This window comes from Paenibacillus terricola (assembly GCF_014779765.1).
Taxonomy (GTDB): Bacteria; Bacillota; Bacilli; order Paenibacillales; family Paenibacillaceae; genus Paenibacillus_T; species Paenibacillus_T terricola.
Map to the genome: position 1 here is coordinate 678,306 of NZ_JACXZA010000001.1, position 14,402 is coordinate 692,707.

At 52.3% G+C, this 14,402-nt stretch carries 17 protein-coding genes; 14 read left to right on the top strand and 3 right to left on the bottom strand.

The window, feature by feature from the left end; all coding sequences use genetic code 11:
- Positions 1-53: 53 nt before the first annotated feature.
- The 4 genes from H8B09_RS02990 (at position 54) to rbsK (ending at position 3,643) form a co-directional block, all read left to right on the top strand.
- A complete protein-coding gene (locus H8B09_RS02990; protein WP_191201977.1) occupies positions 54-476 on the top strand; it encodes a hypothetical protein in 423 nt (140 codons plus the stop codon).
- Between the two features lie 50 nt (positions 477-526).
- Positions 527-1,483 (top strand): sugar kinase, encoded by a 957-nt coding sequence (locus tag H8B09_RS02995; protein ID WP_191201978.1) that lies wholly within the window; start codon positions 527-529, stop codon positions 1,481-1,483.
- Positions 1,484-1,622: 139 nt separating this feature from the next.
- Positions 1,623-2,708: a type 2 isopentenyl-diphosphate Delta-isomerase gene (gene fni, locus H8B09_RS03000; protein ID WP_397376047.1), complete on the top strand. Its 1,086-nt coding sequence runs from the start codon at positions 1,623-1,625 to the stop codon at positions 2,706-2,708.
- On the top strand, positions 2,705-3,643 hold the full coding sequence (gene rbsK, locus H8B09_RS03005) for a ribokinase (protein WP_191201980.1): 939 nt from the start codon (positions 2,705-2,707) through the stop codon (positions 3,641-3,643). The genes fni and rbsK overlap by 4 nt, the downstream gene beginning before the upstream one ends.
- A 9-nt stretch (positions 3,644-3,652) precedes the next feature.
- Here the strand turns inward: rbsK and H8B09_RS03010 are convergent, their stop codons facing one another.
- The gene (locus H8B09_RS03010) at positions 3,653-4,663 is read right to left on the bottom strand and encodes a LacI family DNA-binding transcriptional regulator (protein ID WP_191201981.1); all 1,011 of its coding nucleotides are present in this window, start codon (positions 4,661-4,663) and stop codon (positions 3,653-3,655) included.
- Between the two features lie 275 nt (positions 4,664-4,938).
- Between H8B09_RS03010 and H8B09_RS03015 the strand changes: the two genes are divergently transcribed.
- Both H8B09_RS03015 and H8B09_RS03020 read left to right on the top strand, forming a co-directional pair.
- Entirely contained in the window at positions 4,939-5,676 is a 738-nt protein-coding gene (locus H8B09_RS03015) for a class I SAM-dependent methyltransferase (protein WP_191201982.1), read from the top strand.
- Positions 5,677-5,678: 2 nt separating this feature from the next.
- Positions 5,679-6,710 (top strand): MBL fold metallo-hydrolase, encoded by a 1,032-nt coding sequence (locus H8B09_RS03020; RefSeq protein WP_191201983.1) that lies wholly within the window; start codon positions 5,679-5,681, stop codon positions 6,708-6,710.
- An 80-nt stretch (positions 6,711-6,790) separates the two neighbouring features.
- Here H8B09_RS03020 and H8B09_RS03025 read toward each other — a convergent pair whose 3' ends face one another.
- Positions 6,791-7,240, bottom strand: coding sequence for a MarR family winged helix-turn-helix transcriptional regulator (locus H8B09_RS03025; RefSeq protein WP_191201984.1), 450 nt, complete (start codon positions 7,238-7,240; stop codon positions 6,791-6,793).
- Between the two features lie 157 nt (positions 7,241-7,397).
- On the opposite strand from H8B09_RS03025, the gene H8B09_RS03030 reads away from it, so the two are divergent.
- From H8B09_RS03030 to H8B09_RS03045, 5 genes are read left to right on the top strand one after another with little or no spacing between them, the layout of a single operon-like run.
- Positions 7,398-8,348 (top strand): UDP-glucose dehydrogenase family protein, encoded by a 951-nt coding sequence (locus H8B09_RS03030; RefSeq protein WP_224753220.1) that lies wholly within the window; start codon positions 7,398-7,400, stop codon positions 8,346-8,348.
- Complete coding sequence (locus tag H8B09_RS30320; protein ID WP_224753221.1) at positions 8,300-8,770, top strand: UDP binding domain-containing protein; 471 nt, start codon at positions 8,300-8,302, stop codon at positions 8,768-8,770. Before H8B09_RS03030 ends, H8B09_RS30320 begins: the two co-directional genes overlap by 49 nt.
- Positions 8,767-9,801 carry a GDP-mannose 4,6-dehydratase gene (locus tag H8B09_RS03035; RefSeq protein WP_191201985.1) on the top strand — a complete coding sequence of 345 codons (1,035 nt, stop codon included), beginning with the start codon at positions 8,767-8,769 and terminating at the stop codon, positions 9,799-9,801. Before H8B09_RS30320 ends, H8B09_RS03035 begins: the two co-directional genes overlap by 4 nt.
- Complete coding sequence (locus H8B09_RS03040) at positions 9,795-10,502, top strand: glycosyltransferase family 2 protein (protein ID WP_191201986.1); 708 nt, start codon at positions 9,795-9,797, stop codon at positions 10,500-10,502. The genes H8B09_RS03035 and H8B09_RS03040 overlap by 7 nt, the downstream gene beginning before the upstream one ends.
- Complete coding sequence (locus H8B09_RS03045) at positions 10,503-10,865, top strand: lipid-A-disaccharide synthase N-terminal domain-containing protein (protein WP_191201987.1); 363 nt, start codon at positions 10,503-10,505, stop codon at positions 10,863-10,865.
- Between the two features lie 88 nt (positions 10,866-10,953).
- Here the strand turns inward: H8B09_RS03045 and H8B09_RS03050 are convergent, their stop codons facing one another.
- The gene (locus H8B09_RS03050; RefSeq protein ID WP_191201988.1) at positions 10,954-11,484 is read right to left on the bottom strand and encodes a phosphatidylglycerophosphatase A family protein; all 531 of its coding nucleotides are present in this window, start codon (positions 11,482-11,484) and stop codon (positions 10,954-10,956) included.
- A 194-nt stretch (positions 11,485-11,678) separates the two neighbouring features.
- On the opposite strand from H8B09_RS03050, the gene H8B09_RS03055 reads away from it, so the two are divergent.
- The 3 genes from H8B09_RS03055 (at position 11,679) to rdgB (ending at position 14,358) form a co-directional block, all read left to right on the top strand.
- On the top strand, positions 11,679-12,743 hold the full coding sequence (locus H8B09_RS03055) for a GerMN domain-containing protein (protein ID WP_191201989.1): 1,065 nt from the start codon (positions 11,679-11,681) through the stop codon (positions 12,741-12,743).
- 230 nt (positions 12,744-12,973) lie between these two features.
- Positions 12,974-13,717, top strand: a complete 744-nt coding sequence (rph, locus tag H8B09_RS03060; RefSeq protein ID WP_191201990.1) for a ribonuclease PH — start codon at positions 12,974-12,976, stop codon at positions 13,715-13,717.
- Complete coding sequence (gene rdgB, locus H8B09_RS03065; RefSeq protein ID WP_191201991.1) at positions 13,714-14,358, top strand: RdgB/HAM1 family non-canonical purine NTP pyrophosphatase; 645 nt, start codon at positions 13,714-13,716, stop codon at positions 14,356-14,358. The genes rph and rdgB overlap by 4 nt, the downstream gene beginning before the upstream one ends.
- The last annotated feature ends 44 nt before the right edge of the window (positions 14,359-14,402 follow it).

Below are 14,402 nucleotides of genomic sequence, written 5' to 3' on the forward strand. Positions count from 1 at the left end.
AAAGAAGATTCAAAAGCAACGCTTTCTAGCATATGCTCTCAGGAGGAATCGACGTGTTCAACATTATGATTTGGCTGCACGTAATTGGTGCGGCAGGCATGGGCATTTACTTGATAATGCCATTGCTTGTCGGACAAGCAACAAAGCTGACAGGCGCGGGACAAGAAGGTCTTGCTGCAGGTCTGTCTTCAGCTAACCGCATTGCGCAGTATGCACTTATCGTGCAGCTGCTGACTGGCGGATACCTGATGTCGCAAGGGGATTACTCGACGCTGTGGATGATCATCATCACGCTTATTTTCTTAGCGATCGGCGCACTCTCCGGCATTATGGGCAAACCGCTGAAGGGGATCGGCACATCGATTCGCGAGGGAAAAAGCGCAACGGCACACATCGCCAAAGCGCGCGTACTGAGCATCATCATTCTTGTGCTTTACGCTGCGATTATGTATCTGATGACTAATCCCTTCAGCTAAAAAAGTATTTGTTTAACCCCTAGTAAAGCTATCATGGGAGGTAGTACCGCATGACGCAAGCATCGCCCGATTTGATTACATTCGGCGAATCGATGGCCTTGTTCATGCCGCCGGAACACCGAGCGCTCGAGCGTGCATCCACGCTCGAGCAAGGATTCGGCGGAGCAGAGAGCAATGTGGCAGTGGGGGCCGCACGTTTAGGCGTGTCGGTAGGCTGGTTCGGGGCACTCGGCAACGATCCGTTCGGCCATATGATTGTGAAAACGCTTCGCGGCGAAGGCGTGGACGTCTCGCGTGTGAAGTTAAGCAATGAGGCACCGACAGGTCTAATGTTCCGCGAGACGGTTGCAGGACGGCTGGCCGTTCATTACTATCGGAAGCATTCGGCAGCAAGCCGTATGCGGCCTGAGGATTTAGATGAAGCGTATATACGGGGAAGCAAGCTGCTCCACGTTACCGGTATATCGATGGCGATCAGCGAGAGCAGCAGACGGACGGTTGAGCGGGCAGTCGATATTGCGCTCGATGCCGGCGTACCCGTTAGTTTTGATCCGAACCTGCGCTTGAAGCTGTGGTCGATCGAGGCTGCGCGTGATGCGCTGCTGCCGATTGCGGCCAAAGCTGACTACTTCCTGCCAGGATGGGATGAGCTTCAACTATTGTACGAAACGAGCGATTGGGAGCGAGTTGCCGAGCGATTAGCGGCACTTCGTGCGATTTCCATCGTGAAAAGCAAGGGTGATCAGACTGTTATTCTAGCCAATGGCTCGATGGAACAGGTTCCTTTTTACCCGGCTGACAACGTTGTCGATACGGTTGGAGCAGGCGACGGCTTCTGTGCCGGCTTCCTGTCAGGCATCGTGAAAGGCATGACACCGGTTGAAGCGGTGAAGCTCGCAAGTGTAACAGGCTCATTGGCTGTTCAGATGCGCGGCGATTGGGAAGCGCTCCCGACATGGGCGGTTGCCTCCTCGCGGCTGGATGGACAAGCTTGGGTTGAGCGATAGAACGAATAGGCTCTCGTCTACTGTTGAACAACATAGACGGAGCCTTTTTTAATATATAAATTCGAGCTCCTGAATTTGCTCTAGTATCGCCCGCTGCGCTATGATGTACGGTAGGTTGTTCGAAATACAGGGGGAATGAATCGTGACGATTAGATCGCGAGAGTCGGCAGAGCAAGCCGCATTGACCGCGAAGCGCAAAGGGGAGCACATCCGCATTTGCCTTCAGGAAGATGTTGAGGGTGAAGGTATTTCGTCAGGATTTGATCGGTATCGCTTCGAGCATAACGCACTGCCCGAGCTGCGGTTTAATTCCATATCGTTAGAGGCGTCGTTTCTTGGCCGCAAACTTCGTGCGCCGTTTCTCGTTAGTTCGATGACAGGCGGCACGGAAGAAGCATCAGCGATCAACATTCGTCTCGCGGAAGCAGCAGAAGCAAGAGGCTGGGCAATCGGCCTTGGTTCCATGCGCGCGGCGATTGAAAGCGAGGAGCTCGCTGCCTCGTTCCGCGTACGGCATGCTGCGCCTACAGCCCCAGTGATCGCTAATCTTGGAGCAGTGCAGCTCGCGTTAGGCTATGGCGTCGATCAATGCCGCCGCGCTGTGGAGCTGGCAGAGGCTGATGCGCTGGTGCTTCATTTGAACGGCATGCAGGAGCTGTTTCAGCCCGAAGGAGACACGGATTTCAGCGGGCTGCTGGGGCGTATCGGCGAGGTGTGCAGCAAGCTGGACATGCCCGTAGGTATCAAAGAGGTTGGTTGGGGAATCGATGGACGGACGGCGAAGCAGTTGTATGATGCAGGAATTGCATTCATCGATGTAGCAGGAGCCGGCGGAACATCTTGGAGTCAGGTAGAGAAATTCCGTACGACAGACCCGATGCGCCGCGCGGCGGCGGAAGCTTTCGCCGATTGGGGCATCCCCACGGCTGATTGCATAAGCGATGTAAGGAGACATTTGCCATATGAGGCGGTTGTGATCGGCAGCGGCGGCCTGAAGAATGGCGTTGATGCAGCCAAAGCGATTGCGCTGGGGGCGAATATTGTGGGCTTCGGACGAACTCTTCTTCCTTACGCGGCTCAAGCCAGCGATTCGAAGCTGCTGCTTCAGCAGTTTGAACAAATCGAATTCGAGCTAAGGGCTGCGATGTTCGGAATTGGCGCCGCATCGATTCGGGATCTCGCGATGACCGATCGCTTGCAGGCGAAGAACGGAACCGCGCAATGAGCAATCCTACTATTGTCGTTGCAGGCAGCATTAATATGGACGTCGTCAGCCGCGTTGACCAGTTTCCGCGTCCCGGCGAGACGGTTCATGGGAGCGAAGCCCAGTATATGCCGGGCGGCAAAGGAGCGAATCAAGCCGTTGCTGCAGCACAAGCAGGAGCTTCCACAAGGATGATCGGCGCCGTTGGGACGGATGGCTTCGGCGGCCAGTTGCTTGGGGCCATCGAGGCGAGAGGTGCAGCCGTAGCTGAGGTTAGCGTAATAGAAGGGGCATCTGGCCTTGCACTCATAACGGTAAGCGAGACGGGCGAGAATCAGATTGTATTATGCGCTGGCGCGAATGGCAAGGTGGCAGGGACGGAGATTGAAGCAATGGAGCGGTTGTTGGGAGAAGCGGGAGCGGTTTTGCTGCAAAATGAGATCCCTTGGTCAGCTAACACATCATTCATGCGCAAAGCTTCTGCTGCGGCGGTGCCTGTTATTTATAATCCGGCGCCAGCAGCTAAGCTGGATGCCGCCATTCTGCCGCTCATTGATACGATTGTGCTCAATGAGACAGAGACAGAAGCAATCACCGGCATTGCACCGGAGGATGATGCGAGTCTCAGGTCAGCTGCTGAATGGTTTCTAAGTGGAGGGATCCGAGCGGTCATTATTACGCTAGGTGCGGATGGATGCTTCTATCAGGATGCTGGTGGCGAGAGCTGCCGTCTGCAGGCGTATCGACTTCAGCCGGTCGATACGACAGCCGCGGGGGACACCTTCATAGGCGCTTATGCGGCAGTTCGGTATGGCGGCATTACCGCGGATGCTTCGCCACAGGCGGCACTGCGTTACGCGACGGCTGCAGCAGCACTTTCTGTGACGAAGCTGGGGGCGCAAGCATCAATCCCGGCAATGGCGGATGTGCTTGCCTTTATGTCGAGCTCTGATTAATGGATTGTTTCAAGGCTGGGGCTCGCCAGTCGAGCTTCCGATAATAAGCTCATTCAGAAGCACCTTGCGTCTTGGCTGTACTTCGGCTCTTCCCTCGATTCGTTCGATCAGCATCGTAATGCCCAGCTCACCGAACCGGTATGCAGGCTGCTCCGCGGTTGTGAACAGCGGATCGATTAGGTCGCGATAGCCTAGCGAATCGAAGGTGACGATGGACATCTGACCGGGCGTCTCGATGCCTCGGCGGCGGAATGATTGCAGCAGCCCAAGCGCAAGCAAGTTGTTGCCGGCCAGAATGGCAGTTGGCGCCGGATTCAAAGCGAACAGCCGCTCTACTGCTTGCTCCATATCTTGCAGCCGATAACCGGTCTGGAAGACAAGCTGCTCATCGTATGGCAGACCGTTGGCTTCGAGCGCTTCACGGTATCCATCATGCCGTTCGCGCGCGGTGGATACATCAAATGTACCGCCGACCAGCGCGATGACTCGATGGCCAAGCTCGACGAGGTGATCAATCAGCTTACGCGCCCCCCCGACGCTGTCACCTACAACAGCGTCACATGTAATGCCCGGCACATCCCGGTCAATCGCGACGAACGGCGTTCCATGCCGCATGAGCGCTTCCAGCTGCTCCTTTGAATTGTCGCTTGCAGGTGTAAGCAGAACGCCATCCACGCGAGTCGACAGAATGGTTTCGATATATTCCTTTTCTTTGACCAGATCCTCATCACTGTTACCGAGCAGCAATTTGTAGCCATGTGCTCGTGCTGCATCTTCCGCTCCCCGTGCGAGTGTCGTATAGAACGGGTTCGTAATATCCGTAACGAGCAGAGAGACGATATTTGTTTTCTGCAGGACGAGTGAACGGGCCATGGCGTTCGGCACGTAATTCATTTCTTCCATGACATGGCGGACTTTCGCTCTCGTTTTATCACTAATTCGTCCGGTATTATTAATAACGCGAGATACTGTCATCGCAGATACGTTCGCTTGCTTCGCGATATCGTAAATTGTAACCATTCGCTTAATCCAGCCTTCCCTATAAACCAATATGTAGGATGATCTACAACAAATCGTTCATACACACGATTAAGTATGCAATCTATGATTCCATCGTACTCAATTTATGGATTGACAGCAACAGCAATACTTTGGTTTTGATGCCAGGCCGCTCGGCAAGGCTATCATGCGAATTCGGCTTGATAGCCTTTTTTGTCATGTGAGCACCGTGTATCCTCTTTGCCCCTCTAGCCCATTATAAAGTACAATAAACCTGTAAGAAGGATGGGCGATTCATGAAAGAATGGTATGAGCGGAGCTTCGGTGACGATTATATGGTCGTATACAGACATCGGAACTGGGAGCGGGCGATTGAGGAAGTCCGTCTAATGATGAGGTGGCTGGAGCTGCCGCAGGGGTCATCACTGCTTGATGTTGGCTGCGGAATGGGCCGGCATGCGGTGGCACTCGCTGAGATGGGGTATCGAGTGAGCGGAGTCGATCTGTCGGAGCCGCTGCTGGAGGAAGCGCGAGAACATGATGTGAATGGGCATGTGCGTTGGGAACATGGAGATATGCGGACGCTGCCTTATCCGGACAGTAGTTTCGATGCGACGTTAAATCTGTTCACGTCGTTTGGTTATTTCAGCGAGCAGGACAATCGGCGTGTTCTGCATGAGCAGAGGCGCGTATTGCGCTCGGGCGGTAGTTTTGTTATTGATTTTTTGAATGCGGATGAAGTTTCGCGTAAGCTCGCGCCGTTGTCTGAACATGTGGACGAGCAGACGGGCTGGATGATACGCGAGCAACGGCGAATTGAAAATGGGTCAGTTTGCAAGACGATTACGATTGTGACGAATTCAGGGGAAGAGCGTCACTATGAAGAATGTGTGAAGCTGTACGGACTGGATTGGTTCGAGGAGGCGCTTGCCGATGTTGGCATGCGTATTACACGCATAGCCGGCAGCTATAACGGCGCGAACTATAACGGGTCCGAATCGAAACGGCTTATTATTAGCGGGAGAGCGGATTAACAATGACTAATGAACATCAATCAGATGCAAATGCAATAGCAAATACGAATCAACTGGATAACGGCTGGATACAGGTGAAGGTGCCGCTGCCTTTTTCGCTGAAATATGTGAATGCTTACTTGGTACCGGAGCAAGAAGGCAGCGGCTATACCGTCATCGATCCTGGGCTGCATACGCCCGAAGCGCTGGCAGCTTGGGAGTTCGTGCTGGCGAACCTCGGTCTTACGTTCACCGATATTATACGTATCGTGCTGACGCATCAGCATCCGGATCATTACGGTCTGGCAGGGTTGTTCCAGCAGCGGTCTGGTGCGCCTGTATGGATAAGCCGCGCATCGCAGCAATATGCGGAACGGATGTGGGGACCTAATCGAGTGCTTGCCGACGAGCTGATTGAAGTGTTCCGGCTGCATGGCATGCCGAATGAACTGCGCCAAGGAATCAAAGACAACTTGGAGAGCTTCGTTCCGATGGTTACTCCTTACCCAGCTGTGACCTATATGGAAGCGGGTCAGCCATTCCGATTCGGTGGGATCGATTGGACCACAATCGAAGGCAATGGTCACGCAGAGGGGCAAATATTGTTCTATGATGAGGCTAGCGGAATAATTGTATGCGGGGATCAAGTCATGCCCGACATTACGCCCAATGTGAGCGTCGTACCGGGTGAAACAGAGGATCCGCTGGAAGCTTTCCTTGTCAGTTTGCAGCAGCTCAGCAAGCTGGAGGTATCGCTCGCTCTGCCGGGTCATCGGGAATCCTTTGTCGATTTTACCGGACGCTGTGAGGGCTTAATTGCGCATCATGCCCGCCGACTGGACAAAATGGTCGTACTGCTGCAGGAGCAGCAGGGAGCGGAGGCGACTGGATTCGCGATGTGTGAACTGCTGTTCGGAGGTCGTATTACGCTTAATATGCATAACTTGCGTTTCGCGATGGCAGAGACGCTTGCTCACCTTGTTCGTCTGGAGAAGCAGGGAAGAGTGGAGCTGCTGAAGCGGAACGGGCAATACATCTATCATGCGATATTATAAAACGGAACGTCCGGTCCTCATCAGTTGATGAGCAGCCGGACGTTTATTTGTTTATTGCTTTGAACGCAATAAAGTAAGGGTTATAGGAATCGATTGCGCTCTGAATAGTAATTGAACGCTTTTGTCAGCAGGTCAGCCAGCTGAAGAGTTTGCTCCTCACCAAGATGCTCAGCCAGTCCACCCAGTGACTGCTTGAAGTGCTCGTCTGCTTCCTGGGCAATTTGCAGTCCTTTCGGCGTCAAGATGAGATCGTAAGACCGTTTGTCCTCAGGGTCGACCGTACGTTCGACAAGTTTATCTTCGATTAGCGTTTTCATCAGCTGCGTTACAGAAGGCGGGGTAACCATCAACCGTTTGCTGATTTCCGACAACTTCATGCCATGGCGTCCATTCCTTGTGGCTTCCATGATACAGAACAGTACACGGATTTCGCTCCGCTTGTATCCGCTCACGGGCCGTTCCCGCCACTCGGCTTTGGAGAAACGTAAAAATGCTTCATGCAGCTCTTGAATCAAATCATTCTTTTCCATAGATTCTCCTGTCTAATATGGCAAATGTATATTGTTAATAATACTTGAATTGTGCCCATTTGTTCATTATTATTATAGTTAGGTTACTAAACTAAATAAATTTATATAAACTTTACACTTTTATTATGGCTGTTAAACACAAACCGGGGTGGATTTTATGAACATTGGCATTATGGGGACCGGATATGTTGGACTAGTCCATGGCGCTGTTCTTTCAAGTTATGGTTTTAATGTTTCATGTATGGATGTAGACGAGCATAAAATAAAGCAATTATCCGCTGGCGTGTCCCCGATCTACGAGCCTGAGCTGGAGCAGCTGATCCAGCGCGGCATCGCGGGTGGCACGCTGTCGTTCACTTCGGATGCACAACAGGTCGTGCAAATGAGCGATGTGATTTTCATAGCGGTAGGCACCCCTTCGAAGAAGGACGGCAGCGCTGATCTCTCATACGTTCAGGGAGTCGTGCAAACGATCAGCAACTATTTGAACGGCTACAAAGTGATCGTATGCAAATCGACGCTGCCTGTTGGGTCGAGCAGCCGTATTGCAAAGCAGCTTAATGGAGCGCTGCAAGCGTCCGGCGCATCGTTCCGTGTGGATGTCGCATCCAATCCAGAGTTTCTTCGGCAGGGGCAGGCGGTTAGTGACGCATTGTCGCCATCTAGAATTGTTATCGGGACAGATTCGGATACTGCTAGACAGATGCTGCAATCCATCTATTCTATTCAGATTGCGCGTGGCGTGCCGGTTCTATTCACGAACCCGGAGACGGCGGAGATGGTCAAGTATGCATCCAATTCATTCCTGGCGGTCAAAATTTCATTCATCAATGAACTTGCGCTACTGGCCGAGAAAGTAGGTGCCAAGATTGATGACATTGCAGAGGGAATGGGGCTCGACAGCCGAATTTCACCCCATTTTCTACAGGCCGGACCAGGTTATGGAGGAAGCTGCTTCCCGAAAGATACAGAGGCTGTCGTCGACATAGGCAGACGAAATGGCGAACCATTGTTCGTTGTACAGGCGCAATTGACGCGAATAAGAAACAGAAGCAGAAGATGGTTACGAAGATTAGCGAAGCGCTGGCGCCGTACAGTGGCAGACTGAAGGGAAAAACGATCAGCGTGTGGGGACTTTCTTTCAAACCGGATACTGATGATATTCGTGATGCGCCAAGCCGTGATATCATCCAAGGGCTTGTTGAGCGGGGAGCATCCATCAATGCCTATTGTCCGCAGGGGATGCGGCAGGCGAGACGGCTGTGGTCGGAATTGAATGGTACGATTCAATATTGCAACAGTGAAGCAGATTGCGCGGCGAATGCCGATGCGATCGTCTTGATGACCGAATGGGCGCAGTTCCGTACTGTAGATTGGGAAGCTATTGCAAGGGGCATGCGGGGCGATCGCGCGATGTTTGATTTACGAAATATGTTCGCAATGAATACAGACGTCCAGCAGTTATTTACCTACTACGGCGTTGGCGCCAATGCGGAGCCTAAAGTGTATTCGCTGCAGGAGGCCAAATGACAACGTATTGTGTTACAGGGGGAGCGGGCTTCATTGGCTCCCATTTGTGCGAGCGGCTGCTTGGTCAAGGTCATCGCGTTGTATGTATTGATAATTTCAATGATGTCTATGATTACAGAATAAAGATGAATAACGTGCTGAAGAGTACGCATACGACCGAACCGTTTCTTCGGTCAGATAAGTTGTCCGATCTGCAGAAGCTGCCTGGCATTGTGAATGACAGCCGTTATAAGCTCGTTGTCGCAGATATTCGCGATCTGGCTGCAATGGACGCCGTATTCGCAAGCGAGCAGATCGAAGTTGTGATCCATCTAGCGGCGATGGCTGGCGTAAGGCCTTCCATCGAAGATCCGATGCTGTATGAAGAAGTGAACGTGAAAGGCACGATGCATATTCTTGAAGCGATGCGCAAGCATGGAGTACGCAAATGGTTATGCGCTTCAAGTTCATCCGTATACGGCAATCAGAAGAAGCTTCCTTTCTCCGAACAGGATCCTGTTGACCGAATGATATCGCCCTATGCGGCAACGAAGAATTCGTGCGAGGTGATGGGTCATACGTATCACCATTTGTTCGGCATCGATACGGTGATGCTCCGTTTCTTCACCGTATACGGCGAACGCCAGCGGCCTGATCTTGCCATTCATAAGTTTCTACGAATGCTGGAGAATGGCGAGGAGCTGACGCTGTACGGCGATGGATCGTCGAGACGAGATTACACGCATATTGATGATATTATTCAAGGCTTGTTAGGTGCGCTTCAATATATCGAGAATGAAGAGCGAGTATATGAGATCGTTAACCTCGGAACCCATCATACCGTCACGTTAATCGAGCTCGTGCAGACGCTGGAGCGACATGCAGGCCATGCCGCGAATATTCGATGGCTGCCTGATCAGCCTGGCGATGTGGATCAGACTTACGCGGATATAAGCAAAGCGCGCCGCTTGTTCGGATATGATCCGACAACCGATTTTGAAGAAGGCATTGCAAGATTCGTGACTTGGTACAGGGGTGAACGCAAATGGTGAAGCTGTCAATCGTAGCGCCGATTTATAATGAAGAAGAGAATATTCGACTGCTGCATGAGGCAATAACGAACGCGGTGAAGGAACGAGTGGAGAGCTATGAGATCGTGCTCGTGAATGACGGAAGCAAGGATCGCAGCGCAAGTATTCTCAATGAGCTTGCAGCGGAAGATCCGGCTGTTCAAGTCATTCATTTCGTCTCGAACTGCGGACAGACAGCTGCGATTTATGCAGGCCTCAAGCATGCGAAAGGCGATCTGATTGCGCTCATCGATGCGGATCTGCAGACGGACCCTCGCGATATTTTTAAACTGATGCCATACATCCCGCAGATGGATTTCGTCAACGGCAAGCGAGTCAAACGCCAAGATACATTGGTGAAGAAGGTATCTTCCCGCGTCGGCAACGGCGTGCGCAACTGGCTTACGGGCGATCAAATCTACGATACGGGCTGCCCGATGAAGCTGATGAAACGTGAAGTGGCGGAGAGCTACTATCTCTATGAGGGAATGCATCGTTTCCTGCCGACGCTGGCCAAGATTAACGGCTTCAAGGTGATTGAGGTCGCGGTGTCGCATCGTGAACGGCAGCATGGCGTGTCCAAATACGGTGTCTTCAATCGCGCATTCGTCGGCTTGATGGATGCGATCGTCATTGGCTGGCTTAGAAAACGGGTCATCCGATACCAAGTAAGAGGCCAGTAGATGCGCAGCTATATATTCGGCAGCCTGTCGTGGAGCGAGATATGTTGGGTGGTGTTCGGGTTCGCCGGACAAATTATGTTCTCATTGCGCTTCGTGACCCAGTGGCTGGCAAGCGAGAAGGCTAAGCAAACGGTCATCCCGATGTCATTCTGGGTTTACAGCATACTTGGCAGCGCCATCCTGTCAGCTTATGCGCTTTATCGGAGGGATCCTGTCTTCCTGCTAGGGCAGCTTCCAAGCGTATTCGTGTATTTCCGCAATATTATGATCAACCGGAAGGCAGCTAGAAAAGCAGAGGATGATGCTGCTGCTGTGGTAAACAAGCACGTTCAGAACAGCAATGTACGGTCCATCGATTCGTAAAAATGGAAGAAGGCTGTCATACAGCAGGTTAGATGCCAATAACCTGCTGTATGACAGCCTTTTTTTGCGTTCTTTACGTATGGTTAGATCATTCCGGATGGCCATTCTCATGGTCAGCTTGCATCCGATGCGCGATTCGGCTTGCTGCGGCGGCAGCAATCGCGCCGACGAGATCATCAAGAAACGTGTGCACGTCGCGCCCGTTTTTTTCGTTGAGCCGCTTGATGACGCCGGGCTTCAGCTTGTCAATATAGCCGAAGTTGGTCAGGCCGATACTGCCATAAACGTTCACGATAGATAAGGCGAGCACTTCATCGCAGCCGTACAGCGGCTCATCATGGAACAGCATGTCCTGCAGAGGCGGCAGCAGCAATCGTTGTTCAGCTAGCATATCGAGCTGAATGCCTGTTAGTACCGCATTGTGCACCTCTCGCTTGGACAATACCGCCTCAACGTGCTCGATGCAAGCTTCCTCTGTCAGCTCAGGGTAGTAGTCCTTCTGCAGCAAGTAAGCGAGCTCTGCAATCTCTTGAATGGAGACGCCTCGCTTCGACAGCCATTGCCTTGTCGCTTCGGCGACTGCTCGGCTGTTCAGTCTGTAAGGCTCCGGGTTAGACATTGTGCAATAGCCTCCTTGCGTTATAGATGAATGGCGTTTCGAACTCCTCTGCGGTAAAAACGAAACTTTGTCCAATGGAGTGGACAAAACTGGTCTAAAAAAGCAGAGAGCTCGTATACATAGTACTACAAACCGAGCCAATGAACCAATTACGCCGTGGCGCGGCGCGAATAGGATGGGAGGAAGAAACGGATATGAATCGTAATCGTTGGATTCGCCGGGCAGCATGGACAGGGGTTATTGCACTGCCGCTATTGACAGCTGGCTGCGGAATTTTCTCGCAAAACGCAGCGAAGGAAATCGATCCTCCGCCTGTCGAAACACAGAATGAGGCAAGCGGCAGCCTGCAGCAAAATGGAACAAGCAGTGAAACAGGAGCAAGCATTGATCTGCAAACAGGTGAGACGCAAATGACGGTCTACTTGCTGGACTCGCATGGTTATTTGGCGCCAGTTACCCTTCGGACAACGTTAGGAGACAAGGAGCAGCTAGGACAGAAGGCGCTGGAGATGATGACGGATGGCGGAGCGTATGCGGATCAGCTGCCAGCAGGATTTACGGGTATTATTCCAAAAGGAACTTCGGTTATTAAGTATACAGAATCGAAGGATACGAAGCTGGCAACGGTCGACTTCTCCAAGTCCTTCACGGATTATAATGCAGGCGATGAACGGAAGATTGTAGAGGCGATCGCATGGACGCTGACGGGTCTGCCGGATGTATCTGGGGTTGATCTCATGTTGGAAGGAACGAAGCTGACGGAAATGCCAGAGCGGTCCTACCCGCTGGATCGTCCGCTGGATCGTTCGGTTGGCATTAACCTTGAAGCAGCCGATGGCGTTGATTACGGCCAATCGGTTCCAGTAACGCTCTACTTCTCTTCGGAGACGCAGGATGGCGATATGTATTACGTACCGGTCACACGCCTCATTAACCGGACTGATGATATTCTGAAGGCTTCGATTGATCAGCTTATAGCTGGTCCGCTTGGCCAAAGTCAGTTGATCGGCGTCATGACGCCGGATGTTCAAGTGAAGAGCGTCGTGCCATCCGACAATATGATTACGGTCAATCTGCAGGATGAGCAGTATATGGAAGGCACAACTGAACCAGACGATATGCTGCAGGCGATCATTCTGTCCGTGACGGAGAATGCGAATGCGAGTGCATCGAAGGTACAGATTACGTTGAACGGTGAAACGAATCTGTTGACAGAGCCAGTAACTCGTCCGTCGTTTGTCAACGCGCTTAAATCTTAATCGAACATGAGTGACCACAAGGTGGCTTTCAGGACTATGTTCCTGCGAAGCCACCTTGTTGTGTTTGAGGTATCATGGCGTAAGGTCGATTTTATCCAGTGTGTCTGGTAAAATGGGGAAGGTGGTCAGGAATAAGAAAGCAAATTGCAAGCATATGCTTACGAAGCAAGCAATTTGCCTGCAGGGAGTAAACTCGAAGAAGAAAGCAAATTGCTTTTAGGAGGACAAGCATGAGATCGGATGGGCGTCAACAAAATCAACTACGTCCTGTAGTCATCGCGACAGGCGTGAACAAATATGCAGAAGGATCGGTTGAAATTTCGTTCGGTGATACGAAGGTCATTTGCACAGCATCGGTGGAGGAGCGGGTTCCTCCTTTCATGAAAGGGCAGGGCAAAGGCTGGATCACGGCGGAATATTCGATGCTGCCTCGCGCAACACAGACTCGTAATCAGCGCGAAGCGGCGAAAGGAAAGCTTGGCGGCCGCACGATGGAAATTCAACGGCTGATCGGACGTGCGCTGCGCTCTGCTGTTGATCTGCAGGCGCTTGGCGAGCGGACGATTACGCTGGACTGCGACGTTATTCAAGCGGATGGCGGTACGCGGACAACTTCGATTACCGGCGCGTTCATTGCAATGGCTATTGCGATTCATAAGCTGTCAGAGAAACATAACTTCAGTCGTTACCCGATTACGGATTATCTGGCTTCTGTCAGCGTAGGCGTTATTAATGGAACGCCGTTACTCGATTTGAACTATGATGAGGATTCGACCGCTAAGGTGGATATGAACGTGGTTATGACAGGCGCTGGTCAATTCGTTGAGGTGCAGGGCACCGGCGAAGAATCTCCATTCTCCAGACAGGAGCTCAATGATCTGCTTGCGTTAGCTGAGCTTGGGATCGGCGAACTGATTAACAAGCAGCGCGAAGCGCTTGGAGAGATGGGCGCGAAGATCGGAGGCAAAGCATGAGATTTGCAGATGGACAAGTCGTTGTCGTCGCAACTGGCAATGCCGGTAAGGTAAAGGAGTTCGCGCATGCATTCGCTCAGTTGGGCTTAGAAGTACGCAGCCTGCGGGACTATGAAGGTCTGCCGGACATTATCGAAGACGGCGATACGTTCCAAGCGAATGCCCGCAAGAAGGCGAAGGTTATTGGCGATGCGCTGAAGCTTCCCGTATTGGCTGACGATTCCGGTCTGTGCGTGGATGCATTGGACGGCGCGCCAGGCGTTTATTCAGCCCGTTACGCAGGTGAAGGAGCGACTGATGCGGATAACAACGCGAAGCTGCTTCGCGAATTGACCCGGCTTGCCGGCGCACTCGGCGATGTGCCTGCTGCTGAGGCGCATGGGGTGAACCTATTCGGAGGCGCACAGTTCCGATGCGCGCTTGCGCTGTATGATCCGACTGACGGATCATTCGTTGATGCGGAAGGCGCGGTAGAGGGGCGTATTCTTTCGAGCGCGAGAGGCGCAGGCGGCTTCGGCTATGATCCGTTATTCTGGCTGCCGGAGCTTGGTCGATCCATGGCGGAACTGTCGACAGAGGAGAAGCAGGCGATCAGCCACCGCGGAGCAGCGCTGCGCGAACTGCTGCCGAAGCTTCAATAGTTGGTTCATAAAGAAGGCTGCTCGATGAAGTCACCGTAAACCAC

What these genes read in the sequence shown, in the direction of transcription:
- H8B09_RS02995 (WP_191201978.1), top strand. Translation starts at nt 527, where the DNA reads ATGACGCAAGCATCGCCCGATTTGATTACATTCGGCGAATCGATGGCC.
- rbsK (WP_191201980.1), top strand. Translation starts at nt 2,705, where the DNA reads ATGAGCAATCCTACTATTGTCGTTGCAGGCAGCATTAATATGGACGTC.
- H8B09_RS03010 (WP_191201981.1), bottom strand. Translation starts at nt 4,663, where the DNA reads ATGGTTACAATTTACGATATCGCGAAGCAAGCGAACGTATCTGCGATG.
- H8B09_RS03015 (WP_191201982.1), top strand. Translation starts at nt 4,939, where the DNA reads ATGAAAGAATGGTATGAGCGGAGCTTCGGTGACGATTATATGGTCGTA.
- H8B09_RS03020 (WP_191201983.1), top strand. Translation starts at nt 5,679, where the DNA reads ATGACTAATGAACATCAATCAGATGCAAATGCAATAGCAAATACGAAT.
- H8B09_RS03025 (WP_191201984.1), bottom strand. Translation starts at nt 7,240, where the DNA reads ATGGAAAAGAATGATTTGATTCAAGAGCTGCATGAAGCATTTTTACGT.
- H8B09_RS03030 (WP_224753220.1), top strand. Translation starts at nt 7,398, where the DNA reads ATGAACATTGGCATTATGGGGACCGGATATGTTGGACTAGTCCATGGC.
- H8B09_RS30320 (WP_224753221.1), top strand. Translation starts at nt 8,300, where the DNA reads ATGGTTACGAAGATTAGCGAAGCGCTGGCGCCGTACAGTGGCAGACTG.
- H8B09_RS03035 (WP_191201985.1), top strand. Translation starts at nt 8,767, where the DNA reads ATGACAACGTATTGTGTTACAGGGGGAGCGGGCTTCATTGGCTCCCAT.
- H8B09_RS03040 (WP_191201986.1), top strand. Translation starts at nt 9,795, where the DNA reads ATGGTGAAGCTGTCAATCGTAGCGCCGATTTATAATGAAGAAGAGAAT.
- H8B09_RS03045 (WP_191201987.1), top strand. Translation starts at nt 10,503, where the DNA reads ATGCGCAGCTATATATTCGGCAGCCTGTCGTGGAGCGAGATATGTTGG.
- H8B09_RS03050 (WP_191201988.1), bottom strand. Translation starts at nt 11,484, where the DNA reads ATGTCTAACCCGGAGCCTTACAGACTGAACAGCCGAGCAGTCGCCGAA.
- H8B09_RS03055 (WP_191201989.1), top strand. Translation starts at nt 11,679, where the DNA reads ATGAATCGTAATCGTTGGATTCGCCGGGCAGCATGGACAGGGGTTATT.
- rph (WP_191201990.1), top strand. Translation starts at nt 12,974, where the DNA reads ATGAGATCGGATGGGCGTCAACAAAATCAACTACGTCCTGTAGTCATC.
- rdgB (WP_191201991.1), top strand. Translation starts at nt 13,714, where the DNA reads ATGAGATTTGCAGATGGACAAGTCGTTGTCGTCGCAACTGGCAATGCC.